Origin of the sequence: Congregibacter litoralis KT71 (genome assembly GCF_000153125.2) — a bacterium.
In the GTDB taxonomy this organism is placed as follows: Bacteria; Pseudomonadota; Gammaproteobacteria; order Pseudomonadales; family Halieaceae; genus Congregibacter; species Congregibacter litoralis.
In genome coordinates this window covers 3,213,770-3,234,436 of sequence record NZ_CM002299.1, presented here as the reverse complement: position 1 = coordinate 3,234,436, position 20,667 = coordinate 3,213,770, and the positions used below count along the sequence as shown (strand labels likewise).

General features: G+C 60.4%; 26 protein-coding genes. 7 read left to right on the top strand and 19 right to left on the bottom strand.

Annotated features, from left to right (window positions below; all coding sequences use genetic code 11):
- Positions 1–2: 2 nt before the first annotated feature.
- The 5 genes from KT71_RS14740 to KT71_RS14720 form a co-directional block, all read right to left on the bottom strand.
- Positions 3–743: a DUF1499 domain-containing protein gene (locus KT71_RS14740; RefSeq protein ID WP_008294572.1), complete on the bottom strand. Its 741-nt coding sequence runs from the start codon at positions 741–743 to the stop codon at positions 3–5.
- 52 nt (positions 744–795) lie between these two features.
- Positions 796–1,680 (bottom strand): protease HtpX, encoded by an 885-nt coding sequence (gene htpX, locus KT71_RS14735; protein WP_008294573.1) that lies wholly within the window; start codon positions 1,678–1,680, stop codon positions 796–798.
- A gap of 260 nt (positions 1,681–1,940) precedes the next feature.
- Positions 1,941–2,378, bottom strand: a complete 438-nt coding sequence (locus KT71_RS19825) for a hypothetical protein (protein ID WP_008294574.1) — start codon at positions 2,376–2,378, stop codon at positions 1,941–1,943.
- Between the two features lie 129 nt (positions 2,379–2,507).
- Positions 2,508–3,215, bottom strand: coding sequence for a J domain-containing protein (locus tag KT71_RS14725; RefSeq protein ID WP_008294575.1), 708 nt, complete (start codon positions 3,213–3,215; stop codon positions 2,508–2,510).
- 22 nt (positions 3,216–3,237) lie between these two features.
- Positions 3,238–3,924, bottom strand: coding sequence for a hypothetical protein (locus KT71_RS14720; protein ID WP_008294576.1), 687 nt, complete (start codon positions 3,922–3,924; stop codon positions 3,238–3,240).
- A 111-nt stretch (positions 3,925–4,035) separates the two neighbouring features.
- On the opposite strand from KT71_RS14720, the gene msrA reads away from it, so the two are divergent.
- Positions 4,036–4,692 (top strand): peptide-methionine (S)-S-oxide reductase MsrA, encoded by a 657-nt coding sequence (gene msrA, locus KT71_RS14715; protein ID WP_008294577.1) that lies wholly within the window; start codon positions 4,036–4,038, stop codon positions 4,690–4,692.
- Positions 4,693–4,702: 10 nt separating this feature from the next.
- Here msrA and KT71_RS14710 read toward each other — a convergent pair whose 3' ends face one another.
- From KT71_RS14710 to rimO, 3 genes are all read right to left on the bottom strand, one after another.
- The gene (locus KT71_RS14710) at positions 4,703–5,146 is read right to left on the bottom strand and encodes a CBS domain-containing protein (protein ID WP_008294578.1); all 444 of its coding nucleotides are present in this window, start codon (positions 5,144–5,146) and stop codon (positions 4,703–4,705) included.
- 181 nt (positions 5,147–5,327) lie between these two features.
- Positions 5,328–6,062 carry a 16S rRNA (uracil(1498)-N(3))-methyltransferase gene (locus KT71_RS14705; protein ID WP_008294579.1) on the bottom strand — a complete coding sequence of 245 codons (735 nt, stop codon included), beginning with the start codon at positions 6,060–6,062 and terminating at the stop codon, positions 5,328–5,330.
- A gap of 5 nt (positions 6,063–6,067) precedes the next feature.
- On the bottom strand, positions 6,068–7,468 hold the full coding sequence (gene rimO, locus KT71_RS14700; protein WP_008294580.1) for a 30S ribosomal protein S12 methylthiotransferase RimO: 1,401 nt from the start codon (positions 7,466–7,468) through the stop codon (positions 6,068–6,070).
- Between the two features lie 92 nt (positions 7,469–7,560).
- On the opposite strand from rimO, the gene KT71_RS14695 reads away from it, so the two are divergent.
- On the top strand, positions 7,561–8,334 hold the full coding sequence (locus tag KT71_RS14695) for a crotonase/enoyl-CoA hydratase family protein (RefSeq protein WP_023660134.1): 774 nt from the start codon (positions 7,561–7,563) through the stop codon (positions 8,332–8,334).
- Positions 8,335–8,420: 86 nt separating this feature from the next.
- Here the strand turns inward: KT71_RS14695 and KT71_RS14690 are convergent, their stop codons facing one another.
- A complete protein-coding gene (locus KT71_RS14690) occupies positions 8,421–8,924 on the bottom strand; it encodes a DUF2244 domain-containing protein (protein WP_008294582.1) in 504 nt (167 codons plus the stop codon).
- A gap of 142 nt (positions 8,925–9,066) precedes the next feature.
- On the opposite strand from KT71_RS14690, the gene KT71_RS14685 reads away from it, so the two are divergent.
- A complete protein-coding gene (locus tag KT71_RS14685) occupies positions 9,067–9,864 on the top strand; it encodes a sulfurtransferase (protein ID WP_008294583.1) in 798 nt (265 codons plus the stop codon).
- Positions 9,865–9,893: 29 nt separating this feature from the next.
- On the opposite strand, the gene KT71_RS14680 is transcribed toward KT71_RS14685, so the two are convergent.
- From KT71_RS14680 to KT71_RS14655, 6 genes are read right to left on the bottom strand one after another with little or no spacing between them, the layout of a single operon-like run.
- Positions 9,894–10,595 carry an RluA family pseudouridine synthase gene (locus tag KT71_RS14680; protein ID WP_008294584.1) on the bottom strand — a complete coding sequence of 234 codons (702 nt, stop codon included), beginning with the start codon at positions 10,593–10,595 and terminating at the stop codon, positions 9,894–9,896.
- A complete protein-coding gene (locus tag KT71_RS14675; RefSeq protein WP_008294585.1) occupies positions 10,592–11,356 on the bottom strand; it encodes a pyridoxine 5'-phosphate synthase in 765 nt (254 codons plus the stop codon). Before KT71_RS14675 ends, KT71_RS14680 begins: the two co-directional genes overlap by 4 nt.
- On the bottom strand, positions 11,353–11,955 hold the full coding sequence (locus tag KT71_RS14670) for a peptidylprolyl isomerase (protein WP_023660133.1): 603 nt from the start codon (positions 11,953–11,955) through the stop codon (positions 11,353–11,355). Before KT71_RS14670 ends, KT71_RS14675 begins: the two co-directional genes overlap by 4 nt.
- 34 nt (positions 11,956–11,989) lie before the next feature.
- Entirely contained in the window at positions 11,990–12,655 is a 666-nt protein-coding gene (locus tag KT71_RS14665) for a TIGR04211 family SH3 domain-containing protein (protein ID WP_008294587.1), read from the bottom strand.
- Positions 12,656–12,706: 51 nt separating this feature from the next.
- The gene (locus tag KT71_RS14660) at positions 12,707–13,006 is read right to left on the bottom strand and encodes a YciI family protein (RefSeq protein WP_008294588.1); all 300 of its coding nucleotides are present in this window, start codon (positions 13,004–13,006) and stop codon (positions 12,707–12,709) included.
- Between the two features lie 16 nt (positions 13,007–13,022).
- Positions 13,023–13,721 (bottom strand): inner membrane-spanning protein YciB, encoded by a 699-nt coding sequence (locus tag KT71_RS14655; RefSeq protein ID WP_008294589.1) that lies wholly within the window; start codon positions 13,719–13,721, stop codon positions 13,023–13,025.
- Between KT71_RS14655 and KT71_RS14650 the strand changes: the two genes are divergently transcribed.
- The 4 genes from KT71_RS14650 (at position 13,720) to rluB (ending at position 16,993) form a co-directional block, all read left to right on the top strand.
- Positions 13,720–14,346, top strand: coding sequence for an L-threonylcarbamoyladenylate synthase (locus KT71_RS14650; protein WP_008294590.1), 627 nt, complete (start codon positions 13,720–13,722; stop codon positions 14,344–14,346). The two genes, KT71_RS14655 and KT71_RS14650, sit on opposite strands and share 2 nt — an antisense overlap.
- A gap of 64 nt (positions 14,347–14,410) precedes the next feature.
- Positions 14,411–15,256: a segregation and condensation protein A gene (locus KT71_RS14645; protein ID WP_023660131.1), complete on the top strand. Its 846-nt coding sequence runs from the start codon at positions 14,411–14,413 to the stop codon at positions 15,254–15,256.
- Positions 15,253–16,008, top strand: a complete 756-nt coding sequence (scpB, locus tag KT71_RS14640; protein WP_008294592.1) for an SMC-Scp complex subunit ScpB — start codon at positions 15,253–15,255, stop codon at positions 16,006–16,008. The genes KT71_RS14645 and scpB overlap by 4 nt, the downstream gene beginning before the upstream one ends.
- Positions 15,995–16,993 (top strand): 23S rRNA pseudouridine(2605) synthase RluB, encoded by a 999-nt coding sequence (gene rluB, locus KT71_RS14635; protein WP_008294593.1) that lies wholly within the window; start codon positions 15,995–15,997, stop codon positions 16,991–16,993. Before scpB ends, rluB begins: the two co-directional genes overlap by 14 nt.
- 4 nt (positions 16,994–16,997) lie before the next feature.
- Here rluB and KT71_RS14630 read toward each other — a convergent pair whose 3' ends face one another.
- Genes KT71_RS14630 through KT71_RS14615 form a run of 4 tightly spaced genes read right to left on the bottom strand, consistent with a single transcriptional unit; the run spans position 16,998 to position 20,529 of the window.
- The gene (locus tag KT71_RS14630; RefSeq protein WP_008294594.1) at positions 16,998–17,786 is read right to left on the bottom strand and encodes a YciK family oxidoreductase; all 789 of its coding nucleotides are present in this window, start codon (positions 17,784–17,786) and stop codon (positions 16,998–17,000) included.
- Positions 17,779–18,465 carry an HAD family hydrolase gene (locus KT71_RS14625; RefSeq protein WP_008294595.1) on the bottom strand — a complete coding sequence of 229 codons (687 nt, stop codon included), beginning with the start codon at positions 18,463–18,465 and terminating at the stop codon, positions 17,779–17,781. Before KT71_RS14625 ends, KT71_RS14630 begins: the two co-directional genes overlap by 8 nt.
- Entirely contained in the window at positions 18,462–19,178 is a 717-nt protein-coding gene (gene ubiG / locus KT71_RS14620; protein ID WP_008294596.1) for a bifunctional 2-polyprenyl-6-hydroxyphenol methylase/3-demethylubiquinol 3-O-methyltransferase UbiG, read from the bottom strand. The genes KT71_RS14625 and ubiG overlap by 4 nt, the downstream gene beginning before the upstream one ends.
- A gap of 25 nt (positions 19,179–19,203) precedes the next feature.
- A complete protein-coding gene (locus KT71_RS14615) occupies positions 19,204–20,529 on the bottom strand; it encodes a TRZ/ATZ family hydrolase (RefSeq protein WP_023660130.1) in 1,326 nt (441 codons plus the stop codon).
- Between the last annotated feature and the right edge of the window lie 138 nt (positions 20,530–20,667).

Below are 20,667 nucleotides of genomic sequence, written 5' to 3'. Positions count from 1 at the left end.
GATCAGCTACCGGCGGCCGCCTGGAAAGCGGAGATAAAATCCCGGATGCGCTTGGCATTGGCCCCCAGATCACTCACACCGACCCGGGAAACGGAGCGAAGGTCGATGAGACTACCGGTCTCATTGGTCCGCACGCGAATCACCACGTCATCCTTGAACTGCATGATCGCGGTGGTGTCCACGGCTTCAATGAAACCGCCCGTGGGATCCTCGCGCACGATGTCCCAGCCCAGATCCTGTGCAGTGGTCAGGGCGAGATTGTAGCTACTTGCGTAGGAGCGGGGACTTTCGATGGTGCCAAGATCGGGATAGGCCTCGCGCTGCTGCGCCTTGACATCCTCCGTCAGGGCCAGGGGGTTACTGCTGTCGCCGCGAAGGTCCGCGATTTTTTCAAAAGCGGGAGGGTCCTGAAGATCCGTGCTGATATTGTGGATCGGCGGCACCTCTCGTCCCTGCATTGCGAGGAGGAGCAGGACAGCACCCGGGAGCGCCGGCAGCGCCCGTTTGAAAATGTCCATGCGCTCTCCCCGCCAGCGCGGCAAGAGGCTTTGCACGGCCATGAACGCCAGCACCAGTATGCTCAGCAAGCCTGCGAGCGCATAAATGAGCAGTCCCTGCTGCCAGTTTCCGCTACGCACGATAAGAACGGAAAGCGCCAACATCAGCAGAAAAAACCAGGCAAGGTAGCCCGGCCAACGAATCCAGGCGCTGGAGCTGGCATTGGGGCTGGAAACATCACTCATGGTCGTCTGCCTCTTTTTGTGGATAAACGTCTTTCATGGAAAAACGTCGTTGTCAGGCGCCGCTGCGCAGGGCGGCGATGCGGTGTTCAAGGGGGGGGTGGGAGCTGAAGAGGGCTTTAAAACCCTGCTTCGCTGATTCACTGATACCAAAGGCCGTGAGTTCACCGGGAAGATCCTGAGAGACTTCCTGATTGCCCCGCAGTCGTTCCAGGGCCGCGATCATGTCACCGCGACCTGCAAGGGTTGCGCCGGCCTTGTCAGCGCGGAACTCCCGCCAACGGGAAAACTTGAAAACGATGATGCTCGCGAGAATACCGAGGACTATCTCGGCAACAATGGAAACCACAAAATAGCCGATGCCGTAGCCCCGCTCGGTTTTGAAAACCACCCGGTCAACGGTGTGACCAATGATTCGCGCGAGGAACATTACGAAGGTGTTCACTACGCCCTGAATGAGCGTGAGGGTCACCATGTCGCCATTCGCCACGTGACCGATCTCGTGGCCGATGACCGCCCGGATTTCATTTGCCGGGAAACGTTTGAGCATGCCGGCGCTGATGGCCACCAGGGCTGCATTGCGGTTCCAGCCCGTGGCAAAGGCGTTTGGCGCCTCCGACGGGAAAATACCCACCTCGGGCATGGCGATGCCGGCCTCTTTAGAAAGCTCTGCCACGGTATCAACGAGCCACTGCTCATCGCGATTGCGCGGCGTCTCGATGATGTAGGTGCCCGTGCCGCGTTTGGCCATCCACTTGGATAGGAATAGGGAAATCAGTGATCCGCCCATACCGAAAAGGCCGCAGAACACCAGCAGCGCCTTGAGATTCAGGTCGACGCCATTTTCCGCGAGAATGCCCTCGAAACCCAGAAGGGTGAAAATCGTCCCGACAAGGATCAGAACGGCAAAGTTTGTGGCAAGAAACAACAGTATGCGCATCTCTTTCTACCTGTAAAATCCGAAAAGACCTGTAATCCCGCATTCGAGCGCTGTGATCGCTGTGATCGCAGAAAGCGTGGCGATGTCACCCCGAAATCTCGAACAGCAGCGAGCGCCGGGATCTCGGAACAACCCACTGCTTCATAGATGGGGTGTCAGTCCCCATGTTTCAAGCTGGCGGTGCAAACTTCCTTGCGGGTTCCCGGGCTCTGAAGCGGCTACCTGGCAGCCACCGAGCACCTGTAGAACCGTGTAAGGCCTCAGACCACGGCGCTCCGGGGAGGTTCCTCATCGCGGTTTTCGGGTTGCGAATCCGCTGCTTCGCATGCGGTCTCCGAGGTTTCTTCCTGCTCGCCCTTCTCTTCCTCGACGCCATTTTCCGCTGCTTTTTCAGCAGCTTTTGCTGCCGCTCTTTCGGCTGCTTTTTCCGCCGCCTTCTCGGCTGCCTTGTCGGCCAGGGTAGGTGTCTGGTGGGAGCTTGCCTCGATAACAGGCTCCTTGCGCTCATCCAATTCACAGGCAAGAACCTCTCCCCGAAGGTCGATATCCTTGGCACTCAACTCCACCAGTTGATTGACGGCCTCATCGCGGTGTTTGGTCTTCAAAACGCGTTGGGGCTCCCGGCCGTCCACCCACTCTCCCGACCGGGTCCAGAACTGCCCTAACTGATTTTGGATGACGAATACTTCATCGCTCATGCTGCTGAGATTCCTTCTGCTTGTGTTGTCGTCTGCTACGCAAACCACCTGGTGAAAAACATACCGTCGTGGCAAACCCCCTATCGCAGGTACAAACGCCTCCTGCGCTTGGATCTGTGCCCCGGGTTCTCACTTACCGATTAGAAAATCCTTTGCCTGATTGATTTTGGCGGCGAGATAGTCTGAGCCTCCGCGGTCAGGATGGAGTTTTTGCATCAGTTTTCGATGGGCATCGACGATGGCGCCTTCGTCGGCATCATCATCAAGTCCCAGTATCTCCAGAGCCTCCTTGCGGTTCATGGCGCCGTTCGGAGGCGGTTTTTGTGTTGCGTCCTCCCGAGCCTCGCCCTGAAAACGTTGCTCCAGATAACCCTCAAGGAGTTGCAAGGATTCCGGGTCTTCATTTTCGCAATATTCCCGCAGGGAATCGAGCTGTTCCCGATCCATCTCTTCGAGACGCCAGTCCTTGTGAGGGCCCTCAAGCACTTCGCCGGAGAGCGCGCCCGTTTCGTGGTCGAGATGCATCCGCAGTATGCGTGTCGTGACCGTTGATTGCTGCGCTGCACCGGCACCTTGAGATCTCAGTGATGACAGCATGGGAAACAGACGGAGGAGTAGGGGCAGGGATTGGCGCGCGAACACCAGAAAACCCGTGATGGCTGCGCCTACCCAATGCATCTTGCCGGCGAGCGTGAGCAGTATGACTACCACGACCGCCGCGCCCAGGCCCAGCTTGAAATACTCGCCGCGGCGGAGATGGGGCGGCATGGCAGCGACCCGTCGCAGCAAAATATAGGCAACCGCGCCGACGGCGAGGAGTAACATCAGTCTGGGCATAGCACTCTCATTATTAGGGAAACTAGCGTTTCAGTTGCTCAAGAAGGCGCCGGGATTCCGCGGTGGGATTGTTTTCCAGCGCCTTTCGTCCCCCGGCCGCATAGCGGGCCACAGCGCCCAGGAGCTCTTGCAATCGTCTGGCGCTGCTCTGATCGAAATGCTCGTAGGCGCCGCCACTTAAGCGCGCCATGGTCTGGAAGCAGTGCTTTACTGTCGGGTCGTAGCCTTCCTGAAAAATAAACAGCGGCAGGGATTGGAGGCGACACTGGCCCGCGAGATCCTGGAGGATGGCGGTATTCTCCTCCACGGCGTCGCCAATGAACACCAGGGCCTCCGCTTTTGCGCGGGACTGCTGCTTCAAAGCGGCGCGCAGAAGTGGTCCGATCTGGGTGCGGCCCGCGGCGCATTGTACGCGACTCATGCGCTGCGCCAGGGCGGCGGTGTCGCTCTGCCAGGACTCGAGTTGCAGTTCGCCGATGCCGCGATAGTACGCCAGCTGAATGGACAGGGAGGCTAAATCTTTGGTGGCCTGAAACATATTCGCCTGTAAATCACAGGCGAGATCCCAGGTGGCCTGGCGGCTTGCCGTGGCATCGATGGCGAATATGAGTCTCGATTGCCCCGCGCTGAAGCGCTGCACGTTTCGCGCCCGCTGCAAGAACGCCTGCACGTCGCGGGTCTTGGCCTGCTTAGCGGGTGTGCGGGGCATCGTGGAAGTGAACCGACATGATGCGAGAATGGTATACCCTTGGAGACAGGGCTCCAAGCGAAGTGATAGCCACTTTGCCGGGGCTGTTCAGAACAAGCATGGAGATCAGTCGTGAAGTTGTTTGAATTGCGCAAGAAGCACGCCCTTCCCACCGCAGACAGTGCGCTGCCCGGGCGGGACACACCCATGGCCGTGGCAGAGCGTCATCATGTTCTCGACGCGCCTCTGCGTGGTCCCTTTCCCGAGCACCTGGAGCAGGTGGTTTTCGGCATGGGCTGTTTTTGGGGCGTGGAGCGGATTTTCTGGCAGTTGGATGGCGTGTATACCACGGCGGCGGGCTACGCCGGCGGGCACACCGCCAACCCCAGCTACGAGGAGGTGTGCTCGGGACGGACGGGGCATACGGAAGCTGTGTTAGTGGTGTTCGACCCCGAGCGCGTCAGTCTTGATGAACTCCTGCGACAGTTCTGGGAGGGGCATGATCCCACGCAGGGCATGCGCCAGGGTAATGATCTGGGCACCCAGTACCGCTCCGCGATATACGCCTCGGACACGGCGCAGCTCGGCGTTGCGCGAGACAGCCTGAAGACCTTTCAGGAGCAGTTGAAGACTGCGGGTTATGGGGATATCACCACGGAAGTGGAGATGGCCGGGCCCTTCTATTATGCCGAGGACTACCACCAGCAGTACCTGAGCAAAAATCCCGGCGGCTATTGTGGACTGGGTGGAACGGGGGTCAGCTGCCCCATCGGACTGGACGTCGCCTGACGTCCGGGCCCTAGAACTCTTCTTCGGGTTCCGCCATCTCCAGTTGCTCCATGAGAGCGATGGCGACCTCGAGGAAGTCTGAATCGCTGATGATGCCCACGAGGGCCCCATCACGGGTGACGGGCATACAGCCCAGGCGCTGTTTGCGCAGATACCCCGCAACCGCCCGGAGTTCCGCATCTTCCGTAACGGTTTGCACCGGCGACGTCATGACCGCAGACAGAGCGACGTAATTTTCCTTGGCACTGCTTTGCAAGTCTTGATGCACCAGCCGGGAATCACTGGCCGCGAGCACATCACGATGAGAAACCACCCCGATGACGTTGCCATCGTTGGCCACGATGGGTACGTGCCTGATGTGGTGCTCTCGCATAAGCGATGCTGCATCCAGGAGGCTGTCATCGGGTCCCAGCGTATAGGGCTGAGGGGTCATAATTTCTGCAACACTTAACATATTCCTTCCTCGCTCCCTGACGGCTACCGTCGCTCTAAAAGTGAGCCGGCGGCTGTCGAATCACAGAAGATCGGAGCCGGCACCGAGTAAAGACGCAAACCCCTCAAGCCCAAATTAGGAAATAGCAGGCGCTTCGACATTGATCCCTGTCAAGAAGTGGCACGATGGCCGAACCGATCATTTATCGGGACCGTGGGTCGCCATGCCCCCCCAGGTGTCGTCCCACGGCACAGTGGAGCGCGGTTTCTAAGCGCAGCATGCGAGGACCCAGGGACACGGGTCGCGCTCCGGCGTTGATAATGAGTTCCTGTTCAAAAGGTATAAATCCGCCCTCGGGGCCCAGGGCCAGCAGGCTGGGTGATGAGGGGGAGGCGGGGTAGTCCTCCGCCGCGCCAAGATCCCCCAGGAGTGCGTCGCAGCCATCGCAAAGGGCCGGGAGACTGTCTTCGGCAAAGGGACGAAACCGCCGGTGCAGGTGAACCGTGGGCATGACGGTATCCATGGCCTGCTCCAGACCCGAGAGCAGCGCCTCCCGCAGCGCCGGTGCCTGAAGCAGGGGGCTCTGCCAATAGCTTTTTTCCACGCGAAAGCTGTTGATGAGATGTATCTCTTTGATACCGGTTTCCGCCATGCCTCGGAGAATGCGTCGGAGCATCTTCGGACGCGGTAACGCCATGACGACGGTAAGCGCGAGAGGTGCCGGGGCCGGCTGATCCAGGGATACATCAATGACGGCAAGATCCTCCCCTATGCTGCGCACGGTGCCCGTACCGATGCTGCCGTTTAACTGTCCTACCCGAACATTATCGCCGGCCTGCACCTTGAGCACCGTATTGAGGTGCAGCAGGCGGCGGCCCCGGAGCTCTAACTCATTGTTGGCTCCCAGTTCCTCTGCTTCAACGATCAGCAGGTTCACAGTGCCTAGTCAATCCAGAGATCGTATTCATCGGCATGGGAGACCGTGCCCCGGACCCAGTCGCCGGGTGTGAGATCCGATGCGCCGGGAATATGCACCCGCCCGTCGATTTCCGGCGCATCGGCACTGGAGCGACCGACGGCACCGTCGGCGTCCACGTTGTCGATAAGGACCTCAATCTCCCGTCCGACCTTCTCCTGAAGGCGCCTCGCACTGATGGCCTGCTGTCGAAGCATGAACCGCTCGTAGCGCTCCTCTTTGAGCGCTTCGGGCACGTGATCGGCGAGCTCGTTTGCCGCGGCTCCGGTGACCGGGGAATACTTGAAGCATCCCACGCGGTCCAGCTGGGCCTCGTCGAGAAAGTCCAGTAACTCTTCAAATTCTGCGTCTGTCTCACCGGGGAAACCTACGATAAAGGTGCTGCGCAGGGTGATGTCAGGGCATTGGCTACGCCAGTTGTGAATGCGATGGAGTACTTTTTCCGTGGCCGCCGGACGACGCATGCGCTTGAGCACAGCGTGACTGGCGTGCTGAAACGGGATATCCAGATAGGGCAGAATTTTGCCTTCCGCCATGAGGGGAATAATCTTGTCCACGTGGGGGTAGGGGTAGACATAGTGCAGCCGTACCCAGACGCCCAGTTCACCCAGGGCCTTACACAGGCTTTCCATACGGGTGGACAGGGGGCGGCCCTGCCAGAATCCCGTGCGGTATTTCAGATCCACGCCATAGGCGCTGGTGTCCTGGGAGATGACAAGGAGCTCGCGTACGCCGGAGCGAACCAGCGCTTCCGCTTCGTCCATGACATCGCCGATAGGACGGCTCACCAGATCGCCGCGCATGGAGGGAATGATGCAAAAGCTGCAGCGATGATTGCAGCCCTCGGAAATTTTAAGGTAAGCGTAGTGGCGCGGTGTGAGGCGCACGGTGGACGCGGGGATCAGGTCCGTAAAGGCGTCTTTGGGGGGAGGTGCAGGAACATAGTCGTGCACCGCTGACACCACTTCCTCATAGGCAGCGGGCCCGGTCACGGAAAGCACTTTGGGATGCTCTGCGCGGATGCGCTCCGCATCGGCTCCCTTACCCATGCAGCCGGTCACAATCACCCGTCCATTCTCGGCAATGGCTTCGCCAATGGCTGCCAGAGACTCTTCCTTGGCGCTATCGATGAAGCCGCAGGTGTTGACCACCACGAGCTCCGCATCGGTATAGCTGCCCACAATGTTGTAGCCATCCAGTTTCAGCTGCGACAGGATCCGCTCCGAATCCACCAGAGCCTTCGGGCAGCCGAGACTGACAAAGCCGACATTGCTGTCCTTGCCGTCCTTATCCGAGCGACTTTTTTGGCTGTTACTGTCGCCAGTGCCCGCGCGGATCCCCGGGATGTTGCCAGATTCAGAAGTCATAGTTTGGGTCGATTGATAAAAGCGCGAAGGGTAGCATGGTCCACCGTGCGCAAAGGAGTGTCCCTGGCGCTAACTCAGCAGGAGAAAAGACGATGACCGTGTTAGTGGAGCGCCGGGGACGAGTGCTGAAGGTCGCGATCAACCGGCCCCATAGCCGCAATGCCGTTGATGGACCAACGGCAGGATTGCTGGCGGAGGCCTTCAAGGAATTTGAGCGTGATGACGCCCTGGACGTCGCGGTGCTCTGTGGCGAAGGCGGCACTTTTTGCGCGGGTGCGGATCTCAAGGCCGTCGCCAGCGGTGAAAACATGAACGCCATGGATGCAGCGGGCGATGGTCCCATGGGTCCGTCCCGGCTGCAGCTGAGTAAGCCGGTGATTGCCGCGGTGGAGGGGCACGCCGTGGCCGGTGGATTGGAGCTTGCCCTGTGGTGTGATTTGCGGGTAGCGGACCCCGAAGCGGTGCTGGGAGTGTTCTGCCGGCGCTGGGGCGTGCCCCTTGTTGATGGAGGCACCGTACGCCTGCCCCGGCTCATCGGTGAGTCCCGGGCCATGGACATGATTCTCACGGGGCGACCCGTGGGTGCTCAGGAAGCGCTGGACATAGGGTTGGTGAACCGGGTCTCAGCGCCTGGCGCGGCCCTGGCGTCTGCTCTGGCGCTGGCGGAAGAACTCACTGCCTTTCCCCAGGCCTGCATGCGTGCTGACCGGGCGAGCGCCCAGGCCCAGTGGTCTCTCAGCGAGGAGGATGCCCTGTCCCGGGAATTTGCCGGCGGCGCAGCCGTGGTAAACAGCGGTGAGACGCGCCGCGGTGCCGTGCGGTTCAGCCGTGGTCTGGGACGTCACGGCGACTTTGAATCCATTTAATCGCGGGCCTGCGTTGAATGCTCAAGCCTGCAAGCTACTTGCTCAAGCCTGAATAATGGGCGCTGACTTACGCTATGTGAGGGCTGTTACAGCTTGATGCGGCTCATGGGGCTGTGGGTTCTCACGAGAAGCTCTTTGCGCAGCAGCGCCATGAGTGACAGGCAATCATCGCGGTTGAGAAATTCACCCACCCTGACCGTTTCCTCATTGCCATGAACCGACAGACCGGGCCCCTCCCAGGGATGTTTTTCGGGAGTAATTGCCAGAGCGACCTGATCTCGTTTGAAGCGCCACCGCCGCTTGGGTGCGTAATGGCCCTTGTCGATGGACACCACGCTGTCATCCAGGGTGATGACGTGGCGGTATTCAAGCTTCCAGTTGACGTAATAGAGCGCCCCTGCGAGGGCGAGGAGCTCTGCGCCGGCAAAGGGCAGAACAGGCCAGGCACCCAGGGCGGTAAAACCAATGGCCGCGCCCAGGGACGGCACGGAGACCGCCAGCAGCGCGAGCTTGTTAGTGCGCCAGCTGGAGGAATGATTGGGTTTTGCAATGATTACCAGCGAAGCATCGCTGCGGCTGCTGCTGACCACTGAGGTTAATCCTTCTATGCTGCGGCCCTGGCCTGATGGGCCCGGGTATTGTGCCAAAGTATAGTGCACCTTTAAGGGCGCACACAGGCACCCGGTGCTGTGATGGAGGCCTGGGTGACATCTGGTCAGGGAGAGCAAGGCGATGACAGGATTTCTTACGGCGGCCGCGGTCGCAGATTTTGAGGGTGTGGTTTTGGACTGCCGGTTTGCGCTGAACGACCCCGCCGCCGGTCGTCGGGATTACGAGGCCGGACACATTCCCGGGGCGCAGTATCTGGATCTCGCCCGGGACATGTCTGCACCGGTACAGGAACATGGCGGCCGGCATCCACTGCCAGCCCCCCGGGTATTTGCCCAGACCCTGGCAGAGCTTGGCATTGATCACGCCACGGATGTGCTTTTGTACGATGATTCCCGCTTTGTTTTTGCAGCGCGGTGCTGGTGGATGATGCGAGCCCTGGGGTACCGGGAACCGCGGTTCCTGAGCGGCGGGTACAGTGCCTGGCTCGCCCGCGGAGAAGACCCCGCTACCGCTGCTGCACCGGGGAACACCGTCGTTGCCCCAACCGTACCTAACGCCTGGCCCGGCTGCTGCGACCGCAGGCAGCTGGCGGAGTTGCAGGCGCAGGCGGCAGCGGTCGTGGATGCCAGGGAGGCGCAACGCTATTGCGGCGAGCACGAGCCCATTGATCCCGTTGCCGGGCATATTCCCGGCGCCATCAATCTGCCGTGGCAGAGTTTCAGCAACGAGGATGGGGCTTTTCTGGAGGCAGAGGCCCTGCGTAAGCTCTGGGGAGAGACCCTCGATGCCTCCCCCCTGGTGGTGTATTGCGGCTCCGGGGTGTCTGCCTGCGTCAATGTCCTTTCTCTCGCACTCCTTGGCCGCGATGATGTGTGGCTTTATGGCGGAAGCTGGAGTGACTGGTGCAGCTATCTCTAGCTTTGCGTGCGGCCTTTGGTCGCCAGGGTTTAAAACGGCGCCGGGCAGTGTCCCACGAGCTTTCGTCCGCTGACGGGATGGGGGAAGGCAATGCGCGTGGCGTGGAGCATCAGGCGTGGGGCAGCTCCGAGAACGGCGGGGGGCGCGTACATGTCGCAACCCAGAATGGGGTGGCCCATTTCCCGACAGTGGATGCGTAGCTGGTGGGTGCGTCCCGTAGCCGGCTGTAGCTCCAGGAGGCTGTTGCCGTTTTGTCGGTCAAGGACCTTGAAATAGGTCAGGGACTTCTTCCCAGTCTCGGCGCAGATTTTCTGCAGAGGCCTGTTTTCCCAGTCTCTCGCGATGGGCAGCTCGATCTTTCCTTCATCATCGGACACGGAGCCTGCCACCCAGGCCCGGTAGCGCTTATCCACTGCGCGCTCCTGAAACAGCCGCGACAGCGCGCCCTGGGTGGTCTTTCCACGGGCGACCATCATGATCCCCGAGGTATCAAGGTCCAGTCGATGAACCACCAGGGCATCGGGGTAGTGTTCCTGCAGCCGGGTAATCATGCAGTCGCGGTTCAGGGGGTGCCGACCCGGCACCGACAGGAGCAGATCCGGCTTGCGAATCAGCAGGAGCGACTCGTCAACATAAATGACTCTGACGGGCTCCGGGCTGTGAGGAACGATGTAGGGAGGTAGCTCCTGGGAATCCCCGGACGTCTCCTCGGGGGCAGGGGGCGTGTTCACGAACCCGCGAGTGCCTCCCGGTACGCCTTGACGGCGGCGGGCATTCCCATGCGCAGGGCGTCCACCGTGAGCGCGTGACCGATGGATACTTCCATGAGACCCGGGAGCTTGCGGAAAACAGGCAGATTCTGCAGGTTGAGATCATGCCCCGCATTGACGCCAAGACCTGCCTCCAGGGCTGCGTCCGCGGTTTTTCGAAAGCGCTCAAAGCATTCCTGCACACCCCGTCCGCAGCTCACGGCTTCCGCAAAGGACTCGGTGTACAGCTCTATTCGGTCGGCACCTATGCTCGCCGCGATGGCCATCTGCCCGGGCACCGGGTCCATAAACAGGCTGCTTCGCACCCCCAGGGCGCGCAGCTCAGCGAGCACCGGCTCTAGGTCATCCGCCTGGGCGTGGAGGTCAAAACCGTGGTCGGAGGTCAGCTGCGCATCGCCGTCGGGTACCAGGGTGCACTGGGCGGGGCGTAGCTCGCGAATCAACTCCATAAATCCCGGGTAATCACTGACACCCTTGCGGTCGCTGGCCCGGGATCCCGCAAAGGGATTGCCCTCGATATTGAATTCAACGGTGAGCATGGCGGCGAGTTGCCGGCAGTCGTCGGCGCGGATATGTCGCTGGTCGGGGCGCGGGTGCACGGTAATGCTATCGGCACCGGCGTCGATGCACAGGGTAGCGTGCTCAGGAACGTCGGGTATGGACGTGTCCCGGGAGTTCCTGATCAGGGCCACCTTGTTGAGGTTAACCGAAAGAGCGATCACAGGAGGCTCTTACGCTCGATTTTGGTGATGATGATGGGCTCGATGGGGACATTGCCGTGGGGCCCGATGGCCTGCACGGGGGAGGTGCTGATGTAATCGACGGTCGTCATGCCATCGACAACTTCTCCGAACACCGTGTATCCGGGTGCACCGGGCTGCCAGTCCAGACGCAGGTTCGTGCGCTGGTTGATAAAAAACTGAGCCGTCGCAGAGTCCGGATCCGAAGTGCGCGCCATAGCCAGCGTGCCCCGGACGTTATGCAGACGGTTTTTGGATTCATTGACTACGGGGTCACCCACGGGTTTTTCCACCATGTCCGGCGTGAGGCCGCCGCCCTGAATCATGAAGTTGGGAATCACGCGATGGAAAATCGTACCGTCGTAAAAACCGTCTTCGACGTAGCTGAGAAAGTTCTCCACGGTCAAAGGCGCTTTATCACGAAACAGACGCACGGTGATGGTGCCAACGTTGGTAGTGATCACCACCTGGGGGTTGGGCAGGGGCGTTTCCGAGGACGACTGCGCCAACGTGGCAGCGGCGACCACGCTCAAGAACATCCCTGCAAGGGCGCGGTGGAAAAAACGGGGCAATACGATCATGGATTCTCCTTGGTCAACGGGGGCAAAGGCGATTTTACGCCCAGCTGGAACTGCTTTTTCGTTTGGGCCACAAGCGGGGTACAACCAGGGTGATGATGACGCCCAGGAGCACCGCGAAAGCACCGTCCATAAAAGCACTGCTGCGCACGCGATCCTGGAGACGCTGATTGTCGGCTTCCAGGGTGTCCAGGGTGGTGCGCATGGTGGCTGACTCTTCCACGAGACGACGGTTGTTTTCTGCGGTTTCCACAGCGCTTCCGGAAATCTGACGAAGCTGTGCCAGCTCCTCGCTGACCTGCTGAAGCTCGGCATTACTCTTTGCCAGTTGGGCGCTCACGGCACTCTGCTCCGTTCGAAGCTCAGCCAGGCTGCTGCGAAGTTCAGCGGATTCCTGCTGGGCCTCTTCGAGCTGCCGCACCACGGCGGGCAGGCGCACCTGCGCGGGGGGTTCCGTAGACAGGTATTCCGCCTGTACCCAGCCTTCCGTACCCCGGGCCGTGGCTACCTCGGCCCAGTTCCCGTCGGTGGAACGGCGTTTCTCCGTGAGCTCCGTGCCCGGAATGAGTTTGCCCAGCCAGCGGTAATTGGAGCCGGGCCCTGCGTGCAGGACGACGAACACTTCATCACTGATGTAGCGGGATTCCTGAGCGTGGACGAGGGAGCCTGCACTCAGCAGCAGGATCAGAATAGCGCGGATCACGGTGATTCCTTCTTGGTGGATTGTGGGTGGAATAGCTGCATATTGCGGTGCCTAGGGGATGACAATTTTGAAGGGCTTGACGTCGACCCTGGCGAATACGCCGGAGGTGCTGTAGGGATCTTCATCGGCCCAGCGCCGGGCATCTTCGAGGGACGGGAACTCGGCAATGATAAGGCTGCCCGTAAATCCCGCTTCACCGGGGTCCTCGCTGTCGATGGCCGGATGAGGTCCGCCCACGAGCACCCGGCCCTGGTCGGCCAGAACCTGGACACGGGCCAGGTGCTGCTCACGGACCTGCATGCGCAGAGGCAGACTGTTGGGAACGTCGGTACCGAAAATGGCGTAGTACATGGTTTAAAAGCTCCGGTTAGTCGCCGTCAGTATTCGCTGCCGGCTCTTCCGCCTGCAGGTGCGGGCTCACGAGTACGGCGGTGAGCACCGTCAGCAGCAGCGTAAACCCGATGGCGGAGTACAGTTTATAGCTGACCCAGAACGCTTCGCTGTAGCCATAGGCAACATAAAGGTTGAGGGCGCCCACGATGAGAAAGTTGCTCATCCACAGGAGGTTGAGTTTTGCCCATACGGCTTTGGGTAGCTCCAGCTGAGCACCGAGGGTGCGTTCGAGGAGGTTGCGATCCCCAATAAAATGAAAAATCCCGAAGGCGAGGGCCAGCGCCCAGTTGAAGATCGTCGGTTTCCATTGGATAAAGGTCTGGTCCCGGAGTATCAGCGTGGCGCCACCGAACACGGCCACGGCCACAAATGTCCAAAGGCTGCGCTTGTCCCAGAATCCACTGGCAATCCGGGATATGAGCACCTGCAGCGCCGTGGCAGCGATGAGCACCGCCGTCGCACTGAAGATGCCGTCAAACTCGTGTTGCCAACCCCCCAACGTGAGGGTTTCTCCATCGAGCTGATAGACGATAAAGAACAGAGCTATGGGAATAAATTCGAGGAGTTGTTTCATGCCAATCGCCAGACCGGTCTGCAGTGCTAGAATGCCGCGCAGTCCCAAAGGGGCCGCATTGTAAAACAAATCCCAAGGTCGCGCGGAGCGGACTTCCATGAGTCAGTTCTTCCAGATACACCCCGATAATCCCCAGGCCCGCCTCGTCCGCCAGGCGGCGGACATTGTCCGTGGGGGAGGCGTTATCGTGTATCCAACGGATTCGGCCTATGCCTTAGGCTGTCACATCGGCGACAAGGGGGCCCTGGATCGCATTCGCCGCATTCGCAAGCTCGACGACCGGCATAATTTCACCCTCGTTTGCCGCGATCTGTCAGAAATCGCCACCTACGCCCGGGTGGATAACTCCGTTTATCGCCTACTCAAGCAGCACACGCCCGGTCCCTATACCTTTATTCTCCGCGCAACCACGGAGGTGCCTCGACGCCTCATGCAGGCAAAGCGCAAAACTGTCGGTCTTCGTGTACCGGAGAATGCCATCACCCAGGCCTTGCTGGGCGATCTCGGGGAGCCTCTGATGAGCGTATCCCTGATTATGCCGGGAGATGAGCTGCCCCTCATCGATCCCTATGAGATTCGTGAATTACTGGAGCATGAGGTGGATCTGGTCATCGATGGCGGTTACTGCGGTATGGAGGCAACCACGGTTGTGGACCTGGCGGATGAGGAGCCCATGGTGCTTCGCGCAGGGAAGGGGGATCCCGCACCTTTTGAGGCGCTGTGAGGCTTTTTTCCGGCCCTTTCAGGCCCTCTGAGGTATACTTGCGGGATCTTTTGAAGGTACTTCCGTGACGAACGACACTCAAGAAATAGCGCCCCCAGGCCCTGCATCCGTAGGTCCGGACTTACCGACCCAGTCCGAGATGCCTTTTGCCGTGGTTATGGGCAAGGCCGTCACGGAGCTGCCCAAGGATCTTTACATACCGCCCCAGGCTCTGGAAGTGTTTCTGGAGGCCTTTGAGGGCCCCCTGGACCTTCTCCTCTATCTCATTCGTCGCCAGAATCTCGACATTCTCGAGATCGACGTCTCGCGGATTACCGAGCAATACATGCACTACGTCGACCTCATGGATGCCATGCAGTTTGAGCTCGCCGCGGAATATCTCCTCATGGCAGCGATGTTGGCGGAGATAAAGTCGCGCATGCTTCTGCCCCGGGCGACCACGGAAGAGGACGATGAGGAAGACCCCCGGGCCCAACTCATCCGTCGTCTCCAGGAATACGAGCGCTTCAAGAAAGCAGCAGAGGATATCGAAGAGTTGCCGCGCATGGAGCGCGATACCTGGGTGGCGAGTGCCGCGCCACCGCCCGTGGAGCAGGAGCGGCCCGCCCCGGATGTGGATATGCGCGAACTGCTGCTGGTGCTCTCTGATGTGCTTAAGCGGGCGCAGATGTACGAAAGCCATCAGGTGCAGCGCGAGGCGCTGTCCACACGGGAGCGCATGTCCCAGGTGCTCGACAGGCTTCAGGGCAAGCAGTTTGTTCCCTTTGTTTCCCTGTTCTCTGCTGAGGAGGGCAAGCTCGGTGTGGTGGTGACGTTTCTGGCAATCATGGAGCTGATTAAAGAGTCGCTGGTTGAGATCGTTCAGACGGAAAGTTTTGGGCCGATACACGTTAAGGGGCGTGCGGAATGAGTGATAGCACGGGACTGGTGCAGATTATTGAAGCGGCACTGTTGGCGGCGGGAAAACCCCTGACCGTTGCGCAGCTCGGGGCTCTGTTTGAGGAGCACGAGCGGCCGGCGAACGAAGATATCCGGGCGGCCCTGGCGGAGGTGGGAGAGCGCTGCGAGGGTCGTGGTTTTGAATTGGTGGACGTGGCCAGTGGGTTTCGTCTTCAGGTGCGGGAGCAGCTCAGCCCCTGGGTGAGCCGGCTGTGGCAGGAACGTCCCCAGAAGTATTCCCGGGCGCTCCTGGAGACCCTGGCCCTTGTGGCCTATCGCCAGCCCATTACCCGGGGCGAGATTGAAGAGATTCGCGGGGTGGCGGTGAGCACCAACATCATTCGCACACTGCATGAACGGGATTGGATTCGCGTCGTGGGGCATCGTGATGTGCCGGGGCGTCCTGCCATGTATGCCACAACCCGGGATTTTCTCGACTACTTCAACCTGAAGAGTCTCGACCAGCTTCCCGCCCTGGCAGACATCCGCGATCTGGAAACGCTCAATGCCGAGCTGGGGTTCAGTGAGCCCCTGCCCGAAGCTGCGAACGGCGAATCTTCTCAGGAGAATGAGTCCTCCCGGGAGGATGAGCCCCACAGCGAGGATGCCGTTACTGCCGGTGAGTCCTCGGAGTCCATGGACGAGATAGCCGTCGATTCGGAGGATTCTCAGGAGCCCGCCGATGCTGATGGCCAGGAGCAGGCGACGCATGGCCAAGGCTGACAAAAGCGAGGGGAAGGCCGAGAGCAGCGCGCCAAAAGACGGCGAAAAGCTGCAAAAGGTTCTCGCGCGCTCGGGGCTGGGTTCCCGCCGAGAAATGGAGCGCTGGATCGAGCAGGAGCGTGTCACCATCGACGGTAAGGCCGCGCGACTCGGTGATCGCGTGGTCGCCGCCCAGCGCATCGAAGTCGATGGTCGGCCCCTCGTAGCCAGCGATGGGGAAAAGACCCGTTGCCTCCTCTATCACAAGCCCACGGGTGAGGTTTGCTCCCGCAAGGATCCTGAAGGTCGACGTACGGTGTTTGAGCGGCTGCCCAAGGTGAAGTCCGGGCGCTGGATCTCCATCGGCCGCCTGGATTACAACACCTCCGGATTACTGCTGTTTACCACCGATGGTGAACTTGCCAACGCGCTCATGCACCCCAGCGCAAACATCGAGCGGGAATACATGGTCCGGGTCATGGGAGATGTCACGGAAGATCACCTGAAGGCCATGCTCGAAGGCGTGATGCTGGAAGACGGTGTCGCCCGTTTTACGGATATTCAATCCGGCGGCGGCGACGGCATCAATAGCTGGTACTACGTGGTCCTGATGGAGGGACGAAACCGCGAGGTGCGTCGCCTGTGGGAATCCCAGGGCCTCACGGTGTCGCGACTCAAACGGGTGCGCTACGGCGATCTGTTTGTGCCTTCCAAAGTGAAAAAAGGGCAGTGGCAGGAGCTCGCGCCCAACGAAATTAATGGTCTGTACCGTATGGCCGGGATGCAGGCCAAAGACGTGGAGCCACCGTCGCGGGAGGATCGCAGCAAGCACAAGCGCATGGAAGGAAAGCGTGGGCGTGTGCGCGGCAACAGGCATGCAAAATCCGCCAGAGACAAGACCGGTGCCCCCGATAAAGGCAGTCGCAAGCCGTCGCGGTCCCGCAAACCCGGCTCCGGCAAACGGGAGAGTGCTCCCGTAAAAAACAAGGGGCGCAGCCGCGCCTAGGCATTTACTGGGCGTTAAAACTGCAGCCGCTGCAGCCCACACTCGCGTCATCCATCAGATATAGATAGCTGCGCATGATCGCTTCCGGCGAGGGATTGCTATCGGGCTCTTCGGCGGGGTAGGCCGCGCGGCGCATGGCCGTGTTGGTCGCTCCGGGATTGATGCAGTTGACCCGGATATCGCTGGTGTTTTCCGTTTCGCTGGCGAGTACCTGCATCATACCCTCGGTGGCAAATTTGGAGACGGCGTAGGCGCCCCAATAAGCCCGTCCCGTACGTCCCACTCCCGATGAGGTCAGCACCAGGGATGCCCGGGGTGCCTGGCGGAGCAGGGGCATGAGGCTTTTAATCAGAAGAAACTGGCTGTGGACATTCAGATGGATAACGTCCCGCCAGTCATTCCAGGCGGATTGTTCCAGGGGGCGCCGCTGACCGAGTATTCCCGCATTTAAAAGCAGACCATCGAGTCTGCCCAGTTGCTCCTCGATAACATCAGCCAGGGCGATAAACGCCTCTTCCGTATCCTGTGCAAGGTCAAAGGGGATGGCAGCGGGTTGGGGGCCGCCCGCCGCTTCTATGGCGTCATAGACGGACTCAAGTTTCTCTACGTTTCTCGCCAGGAGCACCACCGTCGCGCCATGGGCGGCATAGCTCATGGCGGCACTGCGACCAATGCCATCGCTGGCGCCTGTGACAAGAATGGTTTTCCCCGCCAGGGCAGTGGGGTCCGGCTGATAGTTATCGGGAATCGCAATCCCCACGGTCTGCTGTTCCGTCGTCTGTGGCTCAGGCATAGCGGCGCTCCGCATCGGGGAATAAAAGTGTGTGGAGATCTTCGCTGCGCGCGGCAATCGCGTCCGCCCCCCAACGCTCGGCGCTGTCCCCGGGTTCGATATAGCCATAGGCGGCGGCGATGGTAAACATCCCCGCCCGCTGTCCCGCCTGGATATCGCGCAGGTGGTCGCCGAGGTAAACGGTTTCATGGGCGGCGCTATGAAGTTCCCGGCATCCCCGCTCGAGGCTCTCGGGATGCGGTTTGGCGTGGGTGACATCATCCGGGCAGACCACGCTGCGGGGGTTCAGGCCCAGCGTCGCGAGGAGGGGCTCTGTGTATTCCCGGGGTTTGTTCGTGGCGATGCCCCAGGCGATCCTGTCTCCCTCAAGCTTCTCCAGCAATGCCTCGATGCCGGGGTAGAGGCGGGCATGGCTGCCGAGAATTCCGGCATAGAGGGTCAGCAATCGCTGGCGCCAGGGCTCAAAGTCCCCATCGCCCTCCTTCAGATCCAGCGCCAGGGTGACCAGTGCCCGTGATCCGTTGGACACACTCGAGCGGATTCGTTCCGCATCCATAGGGGCGCGGCCAAACTCTTCACGCAGTTGCTGCACCACGGGAATAAAGTCATCGGCGGTGTCTACCAGGGTGCCGTCGAGATCAAAGATTACTGCGCGCAGACCCGCTCCGGGGTGCTTCACGCGGCCTTGCTCGCATGGACCATGAAATTCACCGAAACGTCATTGGGATTGAGTCGATAACGCTTGCTCAGGGGGTTGTAGGTCAGACCGGTCATGCTCTCCAGCTGTAAGCCCGCGTCCCGCAGCCCCTGGGCCAGCTCCGACGGGCGGATAAACTTTTCATATTCATGGGTACCCGCCGGCAACATCCTCAGGATGTGTTCGGCCCCCACGATGGCAAACAAAAAAGCCTTGGGGTTGCGATTGATGGTCGAGAAATACAGGTTGCCGCCGGGGCGGGTGAGGTCCGCACAGGCCTGAATGACCGCGCCGGGATCGGGCACATGCTCCAGCATCTCGAGACAGCAGACCACATCAAAGTGCTCCGGGTGCTCTGCGGCGAAGGCTTCTGCGGTGCTGCGTTCGTAGTGAACGTCCACACCGGATTCCAGTTGGTGCAGGCGCGCGACGGACAGGGGGCCCTCGCCCATATCGATGCCCGTCACGTCTGCACCGCGCCGGGCCATGGATTCCGCGAGAATGCCGCCCCCGCAGCCGACATCCAGAAGACGCTGGCCCGCCACTGGCGAATGTCCATCGATCCAGTTGGCGCGCAGGGGGTTGATTTCGTGGAGGGGACGGAATTCCCCATCCATATCCCACCAGCGCGCGGCGAGGGCCTCGAATTTTGCAATTTCGGCGTCGTCTACGTTCAGGCTTTGGGTCGTGGTCATAGTCTTTGGAAGTCCGCTTGTTGAATCATTGAGCGCTGATTTTCTGTCGCCAGTGTTTCGCCCGCGCCAGCGTGTCATCGACATCAATGGTGAGAAGTTTACGCTCGTGCATAAGGGCCTCGCCCGCCACCCAGCTGTGCGTAACTTCAGCGCCGGTGCAGGCGTAAACAATCTGCGACGGGGGATTATAAAGCGGCTGCGTCGACGGCGCAGACAGATCAATGGCAATGAAGTCCGCCTGCTTACCCGGCGTAATGCTCCCGATCTCCTGATCAAGACCCAGGGCTTTGGCTCCTCCCAGAGTAGCCATGTGCAGCGTGTCATACGCGGACATTACCGTAGGGTCCCCCGTCGTGAGTTTTGCCAGCAATGCGGCGCTATGCATTTCATTGAAGAGATTGAGGTCGTTATTGCTGGCGGCGCCATCGGTGCCCAGTCCTACGTTGACGCCCGCTGCCCGGAGCTCGCTGACGGGGCAGGTACCGGAAGCCAGTTTCATGTTTGGCTGGGGGCAGTGGACAACCTGTGCACCGGTCTCCGCCAGATTGGCAATATCCTGACTGCCGATGGAAGTCATGTGCACGCACTGGGTCCGTGGCCCGAGAAGACCCAGGCGTCGCAGGGTATCCACAGGGCGTTCACCCGTGGCCTCTACGGCGCTGAGAACTTCTCCCGCGGTTTCGTGTAAATGAATATGTACGCCCATATCGAGCTCAGCCGCATACAGGGCCACTTTTTCCAGGGAGGATTCTGCAACGGTGTAGGGTGAGTGGGGGCCGAAGGCGATGCTCAGGCGGTCCAGATTCTTGCAGTCATCCCGAAGGGCCAGGGACTTGCTGATGTAATCGTCTGCGCCATCACCCCAGGCCGTGGGAAACTCGAACACCGGTGTGGTGAGTTGGGCACGCATGCCGCTCTTCGTACACAGCGCTGCCACAACTTCGGGGAAAAAATACATGTCGCTGAAGGTGGTGGTGCCCGAGAGCAGCATTTCCGCCATGGCCAGGGATGTGCCGTCACGCACGAAGTCTTCACCGACGTGAGCGGTCTCTGCCGGCCAGATGTGGTTCTCCAGCCACGGCATCAGGGGCAGGTCATCAGCAAAACCGCGCAGGAGCGTCATGGCGGCATGTCCGTGGGCGTTCACCAGCCCCGGTAGTACTGCATGGTCCGGGAGTTTGATGGGCTCTACGGGGCAATTCTCCGGGAGATCCCCCACGGGGAGCAGGGCTTTGATAATGCCCTTTTCCACAACGATGGCGTGGTCTCTCAGGACCTCGTCCCGCGATGCCATAGAGATTATCCAGCCGGGCACAACGATAAGGTCTGCCGAAAATGAGGACGGATTCATAGGCGTAATCTCAGGGGCGCGTCGGGCTTCAGGGGTGGGCGTAGGGCGGGATTATAACGTGCCCGGCCGCCGCTGCTGAGCCCCGGGAAGCCCGTCCGGCGATGGTCCCCGGCACGCAGCGGGGCATAGCTTTGCAGC